Origin of the sequence: Pseudarthrobacter sp. efr-133-R2A-89, from assembly GCF_030209315.1 — a bacterium.
Classification (GTDB): Bacteria; Actinomycetota; Actinomycetes; order Actinomycetales; family Micrococcaceae; genus Arthrobacter.
The window spans coordinates 121585-140214 of sequence record NZ_JARVSE010000010.1; the positions used below are offsets into that span (position 1 = coordinate 121585).

Here is an 18630-nt window from a genome sequence, read left to right on the forward strand (position 1 = left end):
GAATCCCGAGTCTAGGAATCCGGCCACGGCGCGGGCACCAGTAGGAATTACCCGAGTTTTCGGCACCGGTACTCGTCCCCGGCAGCGCCCCTACTCAGGCCCGGAGCGTTCGGTACTTGCCGCTACAGCGCCCGGCGGTCCCGCAGTTCCGCGATTTCCCGGCGCAGCAGGGCGATCTCGGCCACCAGTTCCGCCACTTCCACCCGCATGGGCTCTTCAACGGCTTCGGCAACCGATTCCGCTGTGTCCTCCACCCGCTGGACCAGCCACGATGCGATGGACGCGGTCACCACGCCCAGCACGGCGATCCCGCTCATCATCAGGGCCGTAGCCACCAGCCGGCCAATGGGCGTGACGGGATACATGTCCCCGTAGCCCACCGTGGTGATGGTGGAGGTGGCCCACCACAGGGCGTCGCCGAACGTGAGGATCTTGGCGTCCGGCGCCCACTGTTCCACGTCCAAGACTGCCAGCGCGCCCACGAACACCAGCAGCGCGGCGGAACCGGCCACATAGGTGGCCACCCGGCCGCGCAGCGTCTCGCCCACGGTGCGGTGTAAAACGGACAACAGCGTCACCAGCCGCAGCAGGCGAAGGGGCCGGAAGAAGGGCAGCGCCACGATGACCAGCTCGTGGAGGTTGCGGATGAACCACTGCCGGCGGTTCTCCGCCAGCCACAGGTTCGCCGCATAGTCCAGCACGAACACGCACCACGTCACCCACATGACCATTTCCAGCCAGTCCGCGCCGCTGCCCTCGAGCCGTCCGATGACCTGCCACGCGTAGGCTGCCAGGAACACCAGTGCCGTTGCCATCAGGGGCCACTCCGCCAGGTCGCGGTAGCGTTGCTGCGTCATGCAGGAAATCCTACGGCGACGCCCCCATCAACAGCAGGTGCCCAGCATGTTACCCGCGGGTAGCATTGGGGCATGCACCTGCTCCTGAGAACCTTGCTCCTGCTGTTCCGTTCCGCCCGGCGCGCGCCCCTGTCCGTGTGGGAGTCCTCGTCGCTGCCGCTTCGGGTCCTGCCCACGGACATCGACATCGCCATGCACGTCAACAACGGCATGTACCTCTCCCTCATGGACCTTGGCCGGTTCGACCTCATGGTGCGCAGCGGCGTCTGGAAGCGGATGCGCCGCCGCGGCTGGAGCCCGGTGGTTTCCGCCGAAACCATCGCCTTCCGCAAATCGCTGCAACTTTGGCAGGAGTACACCATCGAGACCCGCGTCATCGGGCTGGACACCAAGGCGATCTTCTTTGAGCAGCGCATGGTGGCCGACGGCGAGATTTACGCACGTGCCTACATCGCCACCCGGCTGGTCACCAAGGGAGGCCCGGTCAGCCAGGAAGACATCATCGCGGAGTTTGGTGCCCCGCCGGCGGACCTGGTGCTGCCCGAATGGATCCACGAATGGCGCGCCACCAGCGCCCTCCCCGGCAGCCGCACCCCCGCCCCGCACCTGTGGGATGCCTACAGCTGAACCGTTGTGTCGGCGTCGTACGCCGGGTATTCCCGATGACGCGGGGAGCGAACACCCGCGACACGGACAGCCCCGGGCGCGTAGCGTAGTCGCATGGCTACCCTTGACATCACAGGTGAACAGTTCGCATCCACGATCGAAGGCAACGATATTGTCCTGGTCGATTTCTGGGCAGAATGGTGCGGCCCCTGCAAGAAGTTCGGTCCCACGTACGCCACCGTGTCCGAGAAGCATCCGGATGTCCTCTTCACCAAGGTGGACACCGAAGCCGAACAGCAGCTCGCGGCGGAGGCAGGCATCACCTCCATCCCCACATTGATGGCCTTCCGCGAAAAGGTGCTGGTGTTCTCGCAGCCCGGCGCACTGAACGCCCAGCAGCTGGAGCAGGTGGTTGACGCGGTTAAGGCCCTGGACATGGATGAGGTCCACGCCCATGTGGCCCGCCAGCGGGAGGAAGCAGCTGCCGCGGCCGGCAAGCCCGCCGGCGCCCAGAACGGTCCCCAGGACGGCACCCAGATTCCCGACTTCTAAATCCCTGTTAAACGCAGAAATGCGGGACCTCCCTCCGGAGGTCCCGCATTTCTGCGTTTAACGGTTGTGCTAGACGCGCTCCACCTTGACCGGTTCGGCCAGCAGTGCGCTCAACGATTCGTTCAGGTCCTGCACCGCGGTGCCCTTGGAGTGCTTGTCCAGATCTTCCTGGGACGCCCACTGCTCCGTCAGCACCAGCTTTTCCTCCGTTGCCTCGGTCAGCTCGTAGCGGATGCAGCCCGGTTCATTCACCACCTCGTCGATGGCGATTTCCAGGGCCAGTTTGACGCGGAAGAATTCGCCGTCGTTGGGGATGAACGTTGCTATCAGGTCAATGGGTGCACTCATGGTTTTCACAATACCGGGCGCCGCCGGCGGGTCTCCTGTGTTGCGCCCGCGTCCGGCCCTGCCTTCCTTCTCCTGCCGGGATCCTGTTGGTAGCGTTCCAGCATGCGTGCTTATACAGCCGGGGACACTGACGTCCCGCTCCTGGAAGAAACCATCGGCGCGAATTTCGAGCGCGTCGCCGCGCACTTTCCGCTCCATGACGCACTGATCGAGGCCGCACCCGTGCCCGGCGCCGACGCGCGGCGCTGGAGCTACACCAAGATGAACGACGACGTCGACCGGCTGGCCAGGGCGGTCCTCGCCCTGGGAGTCGCCAAGGGGGAGCGGGTGGGCATCTGGAGCCCCAACTGCGCCGAGTGGACGCTCCTGCAGTACGCCACCGCCAAGGCCGGCGTGATCCTGGTGAACGTCAACCCCGCCTACCGCAGCCACGAACTCGAATTCGTCGTCAAGCAAAACGGCATGCGCATGCTGGTCACCGCGCCGTCAGACGCCAACAGCGACTACGTCGGCATGGCCCGCCAGGCCCTGGCCGCGTGCCCGGACCTGAAGGAACTCGTCTTCCTGCCCGACCATGGCCTGGACGGCCTGGCGGCCGGCAGCCCCGAAGGCGGCGCGGAACTCACGTACGCTGAACTGCTCAAGCGGGCGGACGACGTCGGGCACGCTGCCCTGAAGGCCCGGATGGCCGAGCTCAGCCCGCACGATCCCATCAACCTGCAATACACCTCCGGTACCACGGGATTCCCCAAAGGCGCCACACTGACCCACCACAACATCCTGAACAACGGCTACGCGATCGGCGAGTTGCTGGGTTACACCGAGCACGACCGGGTGGTCATCCCCGTGCCGTTCTATCACTGCTTCGGCATGGTGATCGGCAACCTGAACGCCCTCAGCCACGGGGCCGCCACCATCATCCCCGGCCGCGGTTTCTCGCCTGCCGCCGCACTCGAGGCGGTGCAGGACTTTGCCGGCACGTCGCTGTACGGGGTGCCCACCATGTTCATCGCCGAGCTGGCGCTGCCGGACTTCGGCTCCTATGACCTTTCGACGCTCCGGACCGGGGTGATGGCCGGCTCGCTGTGCCCCATCGAGGTGATGAACCGGGTGATTTCCGAGATGAACATGGTGGATGTGGCCATCTGCTACGGCATGACCGAAACCTCCCCGGTGTCCACCATGACGCGCAAGGGTGACACGCTCCGGCAGCGCACGGAGACGGTGGGCCGGACCATGCCGCAGCTGGAAAGCCGGATCGTTGACCCGGCCACGGGGGAGGACCTGGAGCGCGGGCAGATCGGAGAACTCTGCACCCGGGGCTACGCCGTCATGGCTGGATACTGGAACCAGCCGGACAAGACAGCCGAGGCGATCGATGCCGATGGCTGGATGCACACCGGGGACCTGGCCCGCATGGACGGCGACGGCTACGTGGTGGTGGAAGGCCGGATCAAGGACATGGTGATCCGCGGCGGCGAGAACATCTACCCCCGGGAGATCGAGGAGTTCCTGTATACCCACCCGGCGATCCAGGACGTCCAGGTCATCGGGGTCCCGGATCCGAAATACGGTGAGGAACTGATGGCCTGCATCATCCTCAAACCCGGCGCGGAGCCATTGGACGCAGCGGCAGTGGCTGAGTTCTGCCGCGGCCAGTTGGCGCGCTACAAAATTCCCCGCTACGTGGAAGTCCGCGAAAGCTTCCCCATGACGGTGTCCGGGAAGATCCGCAAAGTCCAGATGCGCGAGGAAGCGGTGGCCCGGCTGGGGCTCTAGGCGTCCCTGCGGCGGCGGCCCGTGCCGGCCCGGATGGCCGCGATTGCCGCGACGGCCACCGCTGCCAACGCCGCGACGGCCAGGACCGCACGGCCTCCCCACCCCGACGGGGAGAGCGTGCGGGTACCGGCCGTGCCGGTGGCCTCGTTGGCCGGGATCTTCCACTCCTCCCGGGAGGGGAAGATTCCGGGTGGGAGCTGCACCTCGCGCAGTTCCCGCCGGGCGGCGAGCCGCTTGCGGACCGTTTCATCGGGGGCAGCCTCGAGGTCGTCGGCGGCGATGGCTGTTGGGTAGTCGATGATGTAGGGCTCACCGTAAAACGCGGAGGACGCCGCCGACTCCACCCAGGTGAACGGTGGTGGGGCCACGTCCCGCGCGGCGAACGCGGTCAGCAGCATCTCCCGGATTTCCTCAAGGCTCTTGCCCGTGGCCCCGCGGCGGGTCACGTCGAAGATGGCCAGTTGCAGCTTCAGTTTGGCATCCGGATCAGGATCGTGCGCCTCCGGGTCCACCACCGCGGGTTCTTGCCCGGTTGGATCCACGTCCAGGGGTTCCACGCCGGCGTGATTGGTGCGTCCTGGATCGGAGCTCATGGGGTTCCTCTCAATCGTGGTCCGGCCGTCTTGGCTGGACGCCACACCCTAGCCTTACCCATCCCGGTCCGGATCAAGCACCGGTTGACCTGCCGTGCAGTTCAGTGCCTCCTGTGGTCCTGGATGGTCATCCGCGGGCCAAAAGTGGGTTTGCGGTAACCGGTGCTCTGGATCATCCGCACCACCCGTTGCCGGTGCCCGCGCCACGGTTCCAGCAGCCGGATCATGCCGGCGTCGTCGGTCCTGCGGCCGGTGAGCGCGGCCCCGATGTAGGCTGCCAGGTGGTAATCGCCCACCGCGATCGAGTCCGGGCAGCCGTGGGTGCGCTGCACCACCTCGGCGGCGGTCCAGGCACCGATCCCGGGAATCACCTGCATTTTTTCGGCGGCTTCCGCAGCCGGCAGCGCTGCCAGCCGTTCCAGGGCGGCGGCGGAGCGCAGCGCCCGCATGACGGTGGCGGAACGCTGGGGACCCACGCCGGCCTTGTGCCACTCCCAACTGGGGACCTGCAACCATTGGGCCGCTGTTGGCGCCACGACGAGTCCTGGCGGAGTGGAGGCCCCCGCGCTCGGGGCCGGCGTCCCGTAGCGGTGGACCAGGTACCGGTAGGCGCGCCGGGCCTCCACCACCGTCACCTTTTGTTCCAGGATGATGGGCACCAACTGGTCCACCATGCGGCCGCTCGCGGGCAGGCGCAGCGCCTGGCTGCGCCGGCGTGCCTCCCGGACCATGCGGGGCAGCGTGGCGTGGAAGGCCGGTTCGTCGAAACCCCGCCAGTCGTCGTCGGCCCCCAACAGCCGGGGTGTTGCGTGGACCGCGGCTGCGGCACCCGGGCCCCACGCCTGGACGTCCACCCAGGGGCCGCCCGCGTCGCCGCCCGCGGGGGCCAGCCGCAGGGTGGCAGGGCCGGTGGAAGCCGTAAAGGCGTTCCAGATGACATCGCCCTGGACGCAGAAAGACGGGTCACTGTTGCCGCGCAGCAGCGGTCCAAGCGTCCGCGACAAGCTGTAGGGGGCCTCCGGATACCAGCGCAGGGACACGTCCGCGGCGGCTGCCAGCCGGGGAGGTGCGTCTGCGATCGTCATGTCTTCCATGGTCCCACGGCCCACCGACACCGGCGGGACTATCGGCCCTTCTCCGCATCGCGGCCCGGGCCTACGATCACTGCGGACGGCGCACGGGCAGCGGACTGTCCATAAGCCGCGCCGCAGAGGACCAGGAGGCCATGGTGGGCGGAGCAGTGCATTTTGAGATTCCCGCGGACGACCCCGAGCGGGCCAGGAAGTTTTACCAGGAAGCCCTGGGGTGGCGGATGGAACCGGTGCCGGGGATGGACTACACCATGGTCATCACCACGGACATGGATGCGGCCACCGGCCGGCCAACCACGCCGGGGGCGATCAACGGTGGAATGATGGCCAGGGAAGGCCGGATCACCGCCCCCGTCATCACCGTGGATGTTCCGGACATCAACGCCACACTCAAAACTGTGGAGGAGTTGGGCGGTGCGGTGGTCATGCCCAGGAACGAGATCCCGGGCATGGGCTACACGGCCTACTTCCAGGATTCGGAGGGCAACGTCATGGGGCTCTGACAGAACCTCCCGCCGCAGGCCACCGGGACCCCGGACAGCGCCTGAGCACCCTGGAAAACGAGCCGTCAGGGCATCCCGGAAACCAACCACAGCGCCAGGACGGCCAGCGGCACCGTCAGCACGACCGCCACCAGCCCGGCCAAGGCAAACCCGCCCCACCTGACAGGGACGTTTAGCACCCGCAGGCGCTCATGCCACAGCAGCGTGGCCAGCGAAGCCCAAGGGCTCACCAGCGGGCCCAGGTTCACGCCGATGAGCAAGGCGGCCAGCCTGGCCGGGGATCCGGCCACCGGCTCCAGGGCCAGGTAGGCAGGAAGGTTGTTCGCGGCGTTGGCCGCCCCCGCGCCCAGCCCGGCCAGCTGCAGGAGCGCCGGCAGTCCGTCGCCCGATCCGGCGATGCCTGCAAGCAACGTGGTCAGCCCGTGTGCGTGCAGCGTTTCCATCAGCATGAACAGTCCCACTGTCAGCATCAGCGGCCGCCACGGGACCATGGACCACCGCAGGGCCGAGGGCCTGCGGCGCAGGAACACCGCCAGCAGTACCGCCGCCGCGGCAAGGGCCGGGTACTGGACCGGGACGCCAGACACCAGGGCCGGGAGCAGGACCAGGAGCGTCACGGCGGCGGCCTTCAGCAGGGTGCGGTCACGGACGGGATGGGATGGCTGGGGCCCGTAGGTTCCGCGCAGGTCCCGGCGGAACGCCAACCAGAGCAGGATGAGGGGGACCAGCAGTCCCACGACGGCGGGCGCCCAGACCAGTCCCGCGAAGCGCCAGGGGCTCAGGCCAAGCCGGTCCTGGGCCAGGAGGTTGGTCAGGTTGGAGACGGGCAGCAGGAGTGAGGCCGTGTTCGCCAGCCAGATGCTGGTCAGCGCGAACGGCAGGGGAGGGATCCGGGCGTGGACGGCCAGGAGGACAACCACGGGTGTTACCAGCACCGCGGTGGTGTCCAGGGACAGGAACACGGTGGCCACCGTGGCCACGGCCACCACCAGCAGCCACAAAGTGAAAACGCGGCCCCTGCCCATCGCCGCCAACCGGTCCGTCACCACGCGGAAAAGGCCGGCCTCGTCCACCAGCTCGGTCACCAGGGACATGGCCAGCACGAAAGCCAGGATGGGAATGGTGCGTCCGGCCAGTTCGCCGAAGGCCGGGACGGGGAGGGCGCCGACGGCGAGGGTGGCCAGGCCTGCCGCCAGGGTTGCGCCGGGCAGCAGGTAGCTGCGGGTGGCTTTCAGCCATGCGAACTGCATCACCGGGCTATCCTCGCATCCCGGGCGGGGAACGGCCCGCAGGAAGCGGTAGCTTTGTATCTATGAAGTACGCCCAGTCCATCCTGGACCTCATCGGCAATACGCCGCTCATCAAACTCAACCACGTGACCGAGGGCATCAAAGCCACCATTTTGGTCAAACTGGAGTACCTGAACCCCGGCGGTTCCATCAAGGACCGGATCGCGGCGCAGATGATCGAGGATGCCGAACGCGAAGGCAAGCTCAAGCCGGGCGGCACCATCGTGGAGCCGACGTCCGGCAACACCGGCGTGGGCCTGGCCCTGGTGGCGCAGCAAAAGGGCTACAAATGCATCTTCGTGGTCCCGGACAAGGTGGGCGAAGACAAGCGGGCCGTGCTGCAGGCTTACGGCGCCGAAGTGGTGGTCACGCCCACGTCGGTCCCGCCGGAGAGCCCGCAAAGCTACTACGGCGTCTCGGACCGGATCACCCGGGAGACACCCGGTGCCTACAAGCCGGACCAGTTCTCCAATCCCGCCGCTCCGGGCAGCCACTACAAGACCACCGGCCCGGAGATTTGGCGCGATACCGACGGCAGGGTCACGCACTGCGTCATCGGTGCCGGCACCGGCGGCACCATCACCGGGACCGGCCGCTACTTGAAGGAAGTTTCGGCGGACCGGCCGGAGTCCGACGGCGGCGTGGTCCGGATCATCGGCGCCGACCCCGAGGGCTCGGTCTACTCGGGCGGGACCGGGCGGCCCTACTTCGTCGAGGGCGTGGGCGAGGACATGTGGCCCGGCAACTACGACAAATCCATCCCCGACGACGTGATCGCCGTCAGCGACGCCGACTCCTTCGCCATGACCCGGCGCCTGGCACGGGAGGAAGGCCTGCTGGTGGGCGGCTCCTCCGGCATGGCGGTGGTGGCGGCGCTCAAGGCGGCGCGGGACCTGCCCGAAAGTGCCGTAGTCGTGGTCATCCTGCCCGACTCGGGCCGCGGATACCTGGCGAAGATCTTCAACGACCAGTGGATGCGCTCCTACGGTTTCCTCTCCGGGGGCGAGGAAACATCGGTGGGTGAGGTCATCAAGTCCAAGAACGGCGAGCTGCCGGACCTGGTGCACATCCACCCCAACGAATCCGTACGGGACGTCATCAACATCATGACCGAGTACGGCGTCAGCCACATCCCGGTCCTCTCGCAGGAACCGCCCGTGGTGATGGGGGAGGTCCTGGGCGCCGTGGACGAGCGCACCCTGACCGCCAAGCTGTTCCGCGGCGAAGCGAAGCTGACGGACAAGATCTCCGAACACATGGGGCCCAAGCTGCCCGTGATCGGGTCGCTGGAAACCATCTCCGCCGCCAGGGAGCTGCTCTCGGACGCGGACACCCTGATGGTCACCTTCGTGGGCGCGCCGGTGGGAATCCTCACCCGGCACGACCTGCTGGCCTACTTGAGCAACTAAAGGAGCACCCATGACTGCCTCTGAGAACCAAGGATTCAACACCCGCGCCGTCCACGCCGGCCAGGCCTTCGAGCCCCGCACCGGCGCCGTGGTGCCGCCGCTGCACTTCAGTTCCACCTATGCCCAGGACGGCATCGGCGGCCTGCGCAGCGGGTACGAGTACGGCCGCGGCGGCAACCCTACCAGGGACGCGCTGCAGGAACAGCTTGCCGCCCTGGAACTCGGGACGCACGCCTACAGCTTCAGCTCCGGCCTGGCCGCGGAAGACGCCCTCATCCGTGCCCTCACCCGCCCGGGCGACCACATTGTGCTCGGCAACGACGCGTACGGCGGCACCTACCGGCTGATCAGCCGCGTGCTGGGCGATTGGGGGATCGGCAACACCCCTGTGGACATGGCCAACCTGGACACCGTCCGCAGCGCCGTCGCCGCCAACAAGACGCGCTTCGTGTGGGTGGAGACCCCCTCCAACCCGCTGATGAAGATCACGGACATCGCCGCGCTCGCAGATATCGCCCACGCTGCCGGCGCCCTGCTGGTGGTGGACAATACCTTCGCCTCGCCCTACCTGCAGAACCCGCTGGCCCTCGGTGCCGACGTCGTAGTCCACTCCACCACCAAGTACATTGGCGGACACTCGGATGTGGTGGGCGGCGCCGTTGTGGTCAAGGACGCGGAGCTGGCGGAGAAGATCGGGTTCGTGCAGTTCGCGGTGGGTGCGGTGTCCGGCCCCATGGACGCCTTCCTGACCACCCGCGGGCTGAAGACGCTTGGCGTGCGCATGGACCGGCACAGCGAGAACGGCCAGGCGGTGGCCGAGTGGCTGCTGGAGCGTCCCGAGGTGGAGGCTGTGCTGTATCCGGGCCTGCCGTCGCACCCCGGCCACGATCTCGCCAGGACACAGATGCGCAAGTTCGGCGGCATGGTGTCCGTGCAGTTCAAGGGCGGTGAGGCCGCGGCCCGGAAGGTGGCGGAGTCCACCACCGTGTTCACCCTGGCCGAATCGCTGGGCGGAATCGAATCGCTCATGAACTACCCGTCCGAGATGACCCACGCCTCGGTGAAAGGGACCGAGCTTGCAGTTCCGGTCAACCTGCTGCGCCTGTCCTGCGGCATCGAGGATGTCGAGGACCTCATCGCCGACCTGGACCACGCCTTTTCCGCAATACCGTAGACGCTTCCGCAATACGGTAGCCGTGGCACGGGAACCCTAGCTTTCTTGAAGAAAGTCAGCTAGGGTTCCCGTATGCCCCTCCGATCTGACTGGTCCCAACGCACCTGCAGCATGGCCCGCGGCCTGGACATCCTGGGCGACCCCTGGTCCGTCCTGGTCCTGCGCGAGGTCTTCTTCGGGAACGGCCGCTTCGACCCCATGAAGGCCCGCCTCGAAGTGGCCGACTCAGTCCTCACCAAGCGGCTCGCGGGTCTTGTCGAGTCCGGGCTGCTGGAGAAGAAGCCGTACGACGACGGCGGCCGCACCCGCCAGGAATACGTGCTCACCGCCATGGGTGAAGACGCACTCCCGGTCCTGAACGCGGTCACCATCTGGGCGGAGAAGCACCTGCCGGCACCCTCGGACCAGGCCCACCTGTACGTCATCCATTCGGGCTGCGGGAAACCCACCACCTCGGCCGACACCTGCACCTGGTGCGGGGAACGGCTCACCGCCGCGAACACCAGCTGGCACAGCCGGTCACGGTCCGAGCAGCCCATCCGGTTATCCACCGCAGCCCGGGAAGGATCGGCCGCGTGAGCGCCCTGCCCGAGGACGCAGCCGAACTACCCGCCGACGCCGCCACCCGGCCGGACACGGTCCGGCGCCGCCGGCTGCACCCGGCATGGATCGTCGCCGCCGTAGCGTTCCTGGCGCTGGTCGGGGCGGCCGGATTCCGGGCGGCCCCCGGGGTCCTCATGGTCCCGCTCCAGCAGGAGTTCGGCTGGTCCACCACGGTCCTGTCGGCGGCGGTCAGCATCAACCTTGTCCTGTTCGGCCTGACCGCACCGTTCGCCGCCGCCCTGATGGAACGGTTCGGCATCCGGGCCGTCACGGCAACAGCCCTGGTCCTGATCGGCCTTGGCAGCGCCTTGACGGTGCTGGTGAACCAGTCCTGGCAGATCCTGCTGACCTGGGGCCTGTTGATCGGCCTCGGCACCGGTTCCATGGCCTTGGTCTTCGCGGCCACTATCGCCAACACCTGGTTCACCAAAAACCGGGGGCTGGTCATCGGCATCCTGACCGCCGGGAGCGCCGCAGGCCAGCTCGTCTTCCTGCCGTTCATCGCCTTGCTGGCACAGGACCCCGGCTGGCGGCAGGCGTCCCTGCTGATCGCCGCCGGCGCCCTCGCGGTGGTCCCGCTGGTGCTGAAGTTCCTCAAGAACTCGCCCGCCGACGTCGGGGTGTTGCCGTACGGCGCCCTGCCTCCGGTGCCCGCGGACGCCGTGGAGCCAGACGGAGCCAAAGCCCCCGCAGCCGCGGACGGGCCCCGTGCCAACGCCGCCGTCCGCGCCCTCCAAGTCCTCCGCCGGGCCATCAAAGTCCGGACGTTCTGGGCGCTGGCGGCAGGTTTCGCCATCTGCGGTGCCACCACCAACGGGCTGATCGGCACCCACTTCATCCCCTCCGCACACGACCACGGAATGCCCGAAACCACGGCCGCGGGACTGCTCGCCGTCGTCGGGATGTTCGACATCATCGGCACCATCGCCTCCGGGTGGCTGACCGACCGGTTCAATGCCCGCGTCCTGCTGGCCGTCTACTACCAGTTCCGCGGCATCGGCCTGCTGGTGCTGCCGTTGCTGCTGAACGCCGAGGTCCAGCCCAGCATGATCGTGTTCGTGGTGATCTACGGCCTGGACTGGGTAGCCACCGTTCCCCCCACGGCCGCCATCTGCCGCGAGACGTTCGGTGCGGACGGCAGCGTGGTCTTCGGCTGGGTGTTCGCGGCCCACCAGCTGGGCGCCGCGGCGGCAGCGATCGCCGCCGGAGCCCTGCGCGATGCCACCGGGCACTACACCTACGCCTGGCTGGGTGCGGCGGCCATGTGCACCATCGCTGCGGTCATCAGCGCCACCATCCGCCGGGAGCGGAGTTCGCGGGAAGCGGAGCCGGCTGCTGCCTGAACCAGCGCCCCACGGGGCGGCGCTAGGCTGGTCGGATGGAATCAGACGCACCCGCCGCTGCCCGCCCCGTTGCCCTGGTCACCGGTGCCGGGCGCACCGGGAACATCGGTGCCGGCATCACCCGGCAGCTGGCGGCCGATGGCTGGGACCTCGTCCTCTCCTACTGGGCCGGCTATGACGCCCGGATGCCGTGGGGGAGTGAGCCGGACGATGTCCTCCGCCTTACCGCCGAGCTCGAAGCCATCGGCGCCACGGTCCACGCCGTACCCGCAGACCTGCACGACCCCGGTGTGCCGGAGAGGCTGGTGGCCGAGGCCGTGGAGCTGGCCGGTCCGCTGCGGGGCCTCGTGCTTAGCCATGCCGAATCGGTGGATTCGGGGGTGCTGGACACCAGTGTGGAGTCCTTCGACCGGCACTTCGCGGTGAACACGCGCGCCAGCTGGCAGCTGATCGCCGCATTCGCCCGCCAGGCCACGGATGACGGCGGCGCGATCGTGGCACTGACCAGCGACCACACCGCGTTCAACCTTCCCTACGGCGCCTCCAAGGGTGCCCTGGACCGGATCGTCATTGCCGCCGCACGCGAGCTGGGTCCACAGCGCATCTCGGCGAACGTCCTGAACCCCGGGCCCATCGATACGGGCTGGATGACCCAGGCCGTGCGGGAGGAGCTCACCGCCCAGCAGCCCACCGGCCGCCTCGGCACCCCTGCCGACGTCGCCGGAACGGTGGCGTTCCTGCTCTCGCCCGCCGGGCGCTGGGTCTCCGGGCAGCTGATCAAGGCCGACGGCGGCTTCTCCGCGTGAGTTCCCTGCGGCCCCGTTCGCCCCGCGCCCTCCCAACTGGCTCGCAGTAGATGCCGTTTTGGGCCGCCAAAACGGCAGCAACTGCGACCTAGTTGGGAAGAAGGGTCAGTGGAAGGCGTCCAGCCCGGTGACATGCCTGCCCAGGATCAGGGTGTGCACTTCGTCGGTGCCCTCGTAGGTCCGGACCGACTCCAGGTTCGCGGCGTGCCGGACCGGTGAGTAGTCGCCGGTGATGCCGTTGCCACCCAGGATGGTCCGTGCTTCGCGCGCCACGGCGATGGCCTCGCGGACGTTGTTCAACTTGGCCAGCGAAATCTGCTCCGGCCGGAGGGTCCCGGCGTCCTTCAGCCGGCCCAGGTGCAGCGCCAGGAGGGTGCCCTTCTGGATCTCCAGCAGCATGTTCACCAGCTTCTCCTGCGTGAGCTGGTACCCGGCCAGCGGTTTGCCGAACTGCAGCCGGTCCAGCGAATAGGCCAGCGCGGCCTCGTAGGAGTCACGGGCCGCGCCCATGGCGCCCCACGCAATGCCGTACCGGGCCTCGTTCAGGCAGGTGAACGGGCCACGCAGCCCGCGGGCCGCAGGCAACAGCGCCTCCGGGCCCAGCCGGACGTCGTCGAACACCACGTCGCACTGGATGGACGCGCGCATGGAGAGCTTATGCCGGATGGGCGTTGCCGTCACGCCGGGGGTTCCCGCCGGCACCAGGAAACCGTGCACGCCGTCGTCCGTCATGGCCCAGACCACCATCACCCCGGCCACCGAGGCAAGCCCGATCCAGCGCTTGGCCCCGTTGAGCACCCAGCCGGCGTCGTCTCCACTGCCGTCCCGGGTGGCGAAGGTGGCCATGGCGGCAGGGTCGGAGCCCGCAGTGGGCTCGGTCAGGGCAAAGCAGCCGATCACCTCGCCGGCGGCCATCCGCGGCAGCCATTCCTGCTTCTGCTCCTCCGAGCCCCAGGTGTGGATGGCGGTCATGGCAAGCGACCCCTGGACGGACACGAACGTGCGGATGCCGGAGTCGCCGGCTTCCAGTTCCATGGCCGCGAGTCCGTATTCGACGGCGGTCCGGCCCGGGCAGCCGTAGCCTTCCAAGTGCATCCCCAGGACGCCGAGCTCGCCGAGTTCGGGGGCCAGTTCCACCGGGAACACCGCGTCCTCGTACCACCGGGCGATATCCGGCTTGATCCGCTGGCGGGTGAAGTCCCGGATATGCTCGCGGAGCTCCAGCTCGTCCGCTGACAGCAGGGAGTCGAGGTCCAGGACATCGGACGGGCCGGCGCTCAACGCTTCACCTCGAAGTAGCCGCGGGTGGCCGGCAGGAACCTGCACACGGCTGCCAGGACCACGCCCAGCGCCAGCAGCACCACGCCGCTGACAAACGCACCTCCGACGCCGAAGATCCGGGTATCGCCGTACGCCGGGTCCCACATCTGCACGGCGGAGACGAAGAACGCAGCAGTCAGCAGCACCGCCCCGAGGAGGGGAAGGATGCCGCGGAACCAGAGGTTCCGTGCGGAGTCCCGCAAGGTGGTCCGGAAGTACCAGAAGCAGGCGTACCCGGTAAGGGCGTAGTAGAAGGCGATGAACAGGCTGATGGCGCTGATGGAGTCTGCCAGCAGGTTCTCGCTCAGGAAGCTCATGGCCACGTAGTAGGCGGCAGCCGCACCGCCCATCACCTGGGTGGAAAAACCGGGCGTCTGGTTCCGCTCGTGGACCTCGGCGAACTTCGCCGGCAGGGCCCCGTGGACCCCCATGGACAGGGTGCCGCGGGCCGTTGGCAGGATGGTGGTCTGGGTGGAGGACAGGACGGAAGCCAGGACCGCGACGACGATCAGCCAGCCCCAGGGTCCCAGGACGACGTCCTTCATGGCGAGGAAGACATCGTCCTTGTTTGCCTCGTTGCCCAGGCCGATGCCCTCGGTGCCCACGGTGGCGTACATCATCACCAGCAGTGCCACCGAAACATAGATCGCCATCAGGACGAAAGCTGAAATCACGGCCCCGCGGCCGGGCGTACTGGCGGGGTTCTCGGTCTCCTCGTTCACGGCAAGGCAGGTGTCCCAGCCCCAGTAGATGAACAGGGCAAGGAGGGTTCCATGCACCACGGCGCCGGGATCGGCAAAGGCTCCCGCCGGGTTGAACCACTCAAAATCGAAGGCCTGGCCTTCCGGGGCGCCGCCCACGATCCGCACCACCAGGGCAAGGGCGAAGACGCCCAGGGCAATGTACTGGACATAGGTCAGCACCCGCTGGACGTGTTCACCCAACCGGATGCCGCGGTAGTTCACCAGGGTCATCAGGACGATGAACAGCAGGCCCGTGGCGGTGACAACCACCTTGTTCTGCGCAAGCGACCCGTCACCCACCAGCAGCCACACATACTGGCCGGCCACCTGGGCGAGGTTGGCCAGGACCACGATCCCGGCCAGTGCCACACCCCAGCCGCCCAACCAGCCCGCCCACGGGCCGAAAGCCTGGCGGGACCAGGTGAACGTGGTGCCGCAGTCCGGGATGGCACTGTTGAGCTCCCGGAAGGCGTAGGCGATGAACAGGACCGGGACGAATCCCAGCAGCAGGATCAAGGGAGTGTAGTTGCCGTTGACGGCAACAATCAGGCCCAAGGTGGCGGCCAGTGAGTACACCGGGGCAGTGGAGGCCAGCCCCAGCATTACCGAGTCGCCAAGGTCCAGGATCCCGGCCCGCAATCCCTTGCCCGGCACCGGGGCGCCGGGCCCGCTGCCCGGGCCTCCCGTCGTCGTGATATCCGTGCTCATGCTGTCTCCGGGTTCATAGGACGATACCTGCCTTGCTGGAGTTGGCCACCGCCGAAAGGGGTGCCGGTGCGTCGATGGTGTTGGGCACAAAGCGGCAGAAGTAGTCCGTGACCGGGCCGTCGGATTCCCGGATGCCGCAGCCCACGGATTCGCCGTCCACCACCCAAAGGCCCAGCACTGGACGGTTGCCGTCGAAGTCGGGAAGGGCGTGGTACTGCTGGTAGCACCAGCCCTCGCGGCCGTAACCGCCGGGTTGTTCCACGGTGAGGCCGTCCGCGTGGATCCGGATGTTGTCGCCTTCGCGGCCATGCAGCGGCTTGGCCACCCATTCCTTCAGCGGCCCAGGGTCCGTGAGGTAGGCAGGCAGCAGGTTGGGGTGGTCCGGGTAGAGGTGCCACAATGCGGCCAGCAGGGCCTTGTTGGAAAGCAGCATCTTCCAGGCCGGCTCAACCCATCGTGGATTATGGGCCCGTTCCAGGAGGCGGGGCCCGAACTCTTCCTTCATCATCAGCTCCCACGGGTAGAGCTTGAAGATGGTGCTGATCATGAAGTTGTCCAGGTCCACGAACCGGTTCAGGTTGGGGTCCCAGCCGATATCCGACATGTTGATCCCGATGGTGGTCCACCCCGCCTGGCTGGCGACGTCGCGCATGTACGCGGCGGTCATCCAGTCCTCGCCGGATTCCTCCACTTCGGAGTGGGCCACGTGGAGGGTGCTCATGCCGGTGCGGTACTGGAATTTCTTCCACTGGCGGATCAGGGCCTCGTGGATGCCGTTCCACTGGTCCTTTTCCGGGAACACGTCCTGCAGCCAGAACCACTGCGCCACGGCCGCCTCGATGAGTCCGGTGGGGGTGTCGGCGTTGTATTCGAGCATCTTCGCCGGGCCGCCCTGGCCGTCGTATATGAAGTCGAACCGGCCGTAGACGTCCACGTCGGCGGCCTGCAGGGATTCAGCCGCCAGCTCCAGTGCCTGGGGGCCGATGCCGATGCTCCCCATGGCCCCGGTGGCCAGGAACTTCGCCGCCTCCAGGCACATCCGGTGCATGTCCTCGGCCGCGGCTTCAAGGGTCTCCACCTCGTCCATGCTGAACTCGTAATACGCCGATTCGTTCCAGTACTCGATCCGGCGCCCGTCGTCCATGGTGGTGGTGGAAAAGACCAGGCCCTGCTCTTCGATCTTCTGCTTCCAGCCGGGCCGTGGTTCGGATATCAGTCTCTTCACCGCTCAGCCTCCCGAGACCTTGCCGCCGCCGCCACTCGAGCCGCTCTTGGCGCTGGAACCAAACCCGCCGCGGCTGACCGTGCCGCCCTTGCTGCTGTACCCCGTGGAAGCCTTGGCCCCGCTGGGGATGGTCCGCGTGTAACCCGGCGCCGTGGACCTGTTCTGGCCCACCGGCGGGACGCTGGCCCCGCGGGAGTAGAAATACCAGGCGTAGACGCCGCCGCTGCGGCCGGCGGAGCTGTCGCAGTTGGTGTCCTCGACGCGCTCGCCGGTGTCGTCGTTGAAGCAGACCTGCGCGTACTCGGGGTCGTCCTCGTTGCTGGCCACCACCGCCGTGATGGTTCCCGCCAGGAGGGCCGTGACGCCCAGGCCCACCACCACCGTGCGGCGCTGGGAGCGCTTCTTCTTCGCCGCAGCGGCATTGAGCTGCTTTTCGCGCTCGCGGGCAAACGGGTCCACCAGGGGGACCGGCTCCTTGAGGAGGTCGGGGCGCAGCTCCGGCTTGGGGACCTGCCAGGGCGGCGGCTTGGCGGTTCCGCCTCCCTCCGGAGGCGCCTTTTCCGGGTCCTCTTTCGGGTCTTTTTCGTTCGAGTCCACGGCCGTCCCCCTCGGTTGTCCATACTCTTTGGGCGCAGCGCTGCACCCCCACCTGCAAGCCTCGACCCAGCGTAGTCCCTGCAAGACTGAGTTGACGAGATTGGCACCACCGGCAGGAACCCTAGACTGAAGCCATGGAACCAGCTTCTGTCCTCGCCGTCTGCCGCGTCCACCAGCTCCTGGGAGACCAGGGAAACGTTGGTGTCACGGCGATCGACAAACGCCCGTCCGACGGTCCCGTGAAGGTGCACAAGCTGGGCGTGCACGGGGACATCCAGGCCAACAGGGTCCACCACGGCGGCGAGGACCAGGCCATCTACGCCTACTCCCAGTCCGACGCGGATTTCTGGGCCGGGGCGCTCGGACGCGAGCTGCCGCCGGGGATCTTTGGGGAGAACCTGCGGGTCTCCGGCATCGAACCAACCAATGCGGTGATCGGGGAGCGCTGGCAGGTAGGGACCGACGTCGTCCTTGAAGTCACCTCGCCGCGCGTCCCCTGCGCCACCTTCCAACGCCGGATGAAGGAACCCCAGTGGGTGAAGCGCTTCACCGAGGAAGGCCGGGTGGGCGCCTACCTGCGCGTTATCCGCACCGGCACCATCCAGGCGGGCGATTACATCCACCGGACGTTCGTGCCGCGCCATGGGGTCACCATCGGCCGGTGGTTCAGCGCGCCCGACGCGGAGGCCGTCGAGGCCCTCCGCGATGCCGAGGCCGACGGCGAAATCAGGCTCCAGGACGAATACCACACCAGGTTCGAGGTACTGATGCGGCGGCTGGGGGAGTAGCCACCGCAAGCCCCGTGGCGCGCTGTCTCCGGGGCGTGTGCGCAAGCTCACCGCCGTCGCCGGGCCCTTGATTTCCCGCAGGCGGTGTCCGTCCTTTACACTTGAAATATCCCCCACTCCGGAAATCCCTTATTCCTGCCCAATTTTTGAGGCAGGACTGGCAAGTGTTGGGGCCCGCGCAAGCGATGCGGGCATTTTCATAGGGAGAGCCGGCTAAAGAAAACGCTGTACAGACTGCTGGGATAGCAGCCAAGAGATGCAGCGCGAAGTCCTGCCACGGGATTGCGAAAGCGCCG

Annotated in this window: 19 protein-coding genes; 10 read left to right on the top strand and 9 right to left on the bottom strand. The window is 67.6% G+C overall.

Annotation, left to right across the window (positions count from 1 at the left end; all coding sequences use genetic code 11):
* Positions 1 to 122: 122 nt before the first annotated feature.
* Positions 123 to 857 (bottom strand): potassium channel family protein, encoded by a 735-nt coding sequence (locus tag QRM95_RS16295; protein WP_285248576.1) that lies wholly within the window; start codon positions 855 to 857, stop codon positions 123 to 125.
* Positions 858 to 929: 72 nt separating this feature from the next.
* On the opposite strand from QRM95_RS16295, the gene QRM95_RS16300 reads away from it, so the two are divergent.
* Positions 930 to 1484, top strand: a complete 555-nt coding sequence (locus tag QRM95_RS16300) for an acyl-CoA thioesterase (protein ID WP_285248577.1) — start codon at positions 930 to 932, stop codon at positions 1482 to 1484.
* A 93-nt stretch (positions 1485 to 1577) separates the two neighbouring features.
* The gene (locus QRM95_RS16305; RefSeq protein ID WP_285248578.1) at positions 1578 to 2015 is read left to right on the top strand and encodes a thioredoxin family protein; all 438 of its coding nucleotides are present in this window, start codon (positions 1578 to 1580) and stop codon (positions 2013 to 2015) included.
* A gap of 69 nt (positions 2016 to 2084) precedes the next feature.
* Here the strand turns inward: QRM95_RS16305 and QRM95_RS16310 are convergent, their stop codons facing one another.
* Positions 2085 to 2363, bottom strand: a complete 279-nt coding sequence (locus QRM95_RS16310) for a putative quinol monooxygenase (RefSeq protein ID WP_285248579.1) — start codon at positions 2361 to 2363, stop codon at positions 2085 to 2087.
* 102 nt (positions 2364 to 2465) lie between these two features.
* Here QRM95_RS16310 and QRM95_RS16315 point away from each other — a divergent pair, with 102 nt between their 5' ends.
* The gene (locus QRM95_RS16315) at positions 2466 to 4142 is read left to right on the top strand and encodes an AMP-binding protein (protein ID WP_285248580.1); all 1677 of its coding nucleotides are present in this window, start codon (positions 2466 to 2468) and stop codon (positions 4140 to 4142) included.
* On the opposite strand, the gene QRM95_RS16320 is transcribed toward QRM95_RS16315, so the two are convergent.
* The gene (locus QRM95_RS16320) at positions 4139 to 4735 is read right to left on the bottom strand and encodes a hypothetical protein (RefSeq protein WP_285248581.1); all 597 of its coding nucleotides are present in this window, start codon (positions 4733 to 4735) and stop codon (positions 4139 to 4141) included. The two genes, QRM95_RS16315 and QRM95_RS16320, sit on opposite strands and share 4 nt — an antisense overlap.
* A gap of 101 nt (positions 4736 to 4836) precedes the next feature.
* Positions 4837 to 5820, bottom strand: a complete 984-nt coding sequence (locus QRM95_RS16325) for a DNA-3-methyladenine glycosylase family protein (protein ID WP_285248582.1) — start codon at positions 5818 to 5820, stop codon at positions 4837 to 4839.
* Between the two features lie 140 nt (positions 5821 to 5960).
* On the opposite strand from QRM95_RS16325, the gene QRM95_RS16330 reads away from it, so the two are divergent.
* The gene (locus QRM95_RS16330; protein WP_285248583.1) at positions 5961 to 6329 is read left to right on the top strand and encodes a VOC family protein; all 369 of its coding nucleotides are present in this window, start codon (positions 5961 to 5963) and stop codon (positions 6327 to 6329) included.
* Positions 6330 to 6394: 65 nt separating this feature from the next.
* Here QRM95_RS16330 and QRM95_RS16335 read toward each other — a convergent pair whose 3' ends face one another.
* Positions 6395 to 7579: an ArsB/NhaD family transporter gene (locus QRM95_RS16335; RefSeq protein ID WP_285248869.1), complete on the bottom strand. Its 1185-nt coding sequence runs from the start codon at positions 7577 to 7579 to the stop codon at positions 6395 to 6397.
* Between the two features lie 62 nt (positions 7580 to 7641).
* Here QRM95_RS16335 and QRM95_RS16340 point away from each other — a divergent pair, with 62 nt between their 5' ends.
* The 5 genes from QRM95_RS16340 (at position 7642) to QRM95_RS16360 (ending at position 12953) form a co-directional block, all read left to right on the top strand.
* Positions 7642 to 9027 carry a cystathionine beta-synthase gene (locus QRM95_RS16340; protein WP_285248584.1) on the top strand — a complete coding sequence of 462 codons (1386 nt, stop codon included), beginning with the start codon at positions 7642 to 7644 and terminating at the stop codon, positions 9025 to 9027.
* 10 nt (positions 9028 to 9037) lie between these two features.
* The gene (locus QRM95_RS16345; RefSeq protein ID WP_285248585.1) at positions 9038 to 10201 is read left to right on the top strand and encodes a cystathionine gamma-synthase; all 1164 of its coding nucleotides are present in this window, start codon (positions 9038 to 9040) and stop codon (positions 10199 to 10201) included.
* 72 nt (positions 10202 to 10273) lie between these two features.
* Positions 10274 to 10780 carry a winged helix-turn-helix transcriptional regulator gene (locus tag QRM95_RS16350; RefSeq protein WP_285248586.1) on the top strand — a complete coding sequence of 169 codons (507 nt, stop codon included), beginning with the start codon at positions 10274 to 10276 and terminating at the stop codon, positions 10778 to 10780.
* 5 nt (positions 10781 to 10785) lie between these two features.
* Positions 10786 to 12147, top strand: a complete 1362-nt coding sequence (locus QRM95_RS16355; protein ID WP_285248870.1) for an MFS transporter — start codon at positions 10786 to 10788, stop codon at positions 12145 to 12147.
* A 35-nt stretch (positions 12148 to 12182) separates the two neighbouring features.
* Positions 12183 to 12953: an SDR family oxidoreductase gene (locus QRM95_RS16360; protein ID WP_285248587.1), complete on the top strand. Its 771-nt coding sequence runs from the start codon at positions 12183 to 12185 to the stop codon at positions 12951 to 12953.
* A 105-nt stretch (positions 12954 to 13058) separates the two neighbouring features.
* Here the strand turns inward: QRM95_RS16360 and QRM95_RS16365 are convergent, their stop codons facing one another.
* The 4 genes from QRM95_RS16365 to QRM95_RS16380 are packed head-to-tail and all read right to left on the bottom strand — an operon-like array spanning position 13059 to position 17546.
* Complete coding sequence (locus QRM95_RS16365) at positions 13059 to 14234, bottom strand: acyl-CoA dehydrogenase family protein (protein ID WP_285248588.1); 1176 nt, start codon at positions 14232 to 14234, stop codon at positions 13059 to 13061.
* Positions 14231 to 15724, bottom strand: coding sequence for an APC family permease (locus QRM95_RS16370; RefSeq protein ID WP_285248589.1), 1494 nt, complete (start codon positions 15722 to 15724; stop codon positions 14231 to 14233). The genes QRM95_RS16365 and QRM95_RS16370 overlap by 4 nt, the downstream gene beginning before the upstream one ends.
* A 13-nt stretch (positions 15725 to 15737) precedes the next feature.
* Positions 15738 to 16949, bottom strand: coding sequence for a glutathionylspermidine synthase family protein (locus QRM95_RS16375; protein ID WP_285248590.1), 1212 nt, complete (start codon positions 16947 to 16949; stop codon positions 15738 to 15740).
* A gap of 3 nt (positions 16950 to 16952) precedes the next feature.
* A complete protein-coding gene (locus QRM95_RS16380) occupies positions 16953 to 17546 on the bottom strand; it encodes a Tat pathway signal protein (RefSeq protein ID WP_285248591.1) in 594 nt (197 codons plus the stop codon).
* A gap of 134 nt (positions 17547 to 17680) precedes the next feature.
* Here QRM95_RS16380 and QRM95_RS16385 point away from each other — a divergent pair, with 134 nt between their 5' ends.
* Positions 17681 to 18334, top strand: coding sequence for an MOSC domain-containing protein (locus QRM95_RS16385; RefSeq protein ID WP_285248592.1), 654 nt, complete (start codon positions 17681 to 17683; stop codon positions 18332 to 18334).
* Positions 18335 to 18630: the final 296 nt, after the last annotated feature.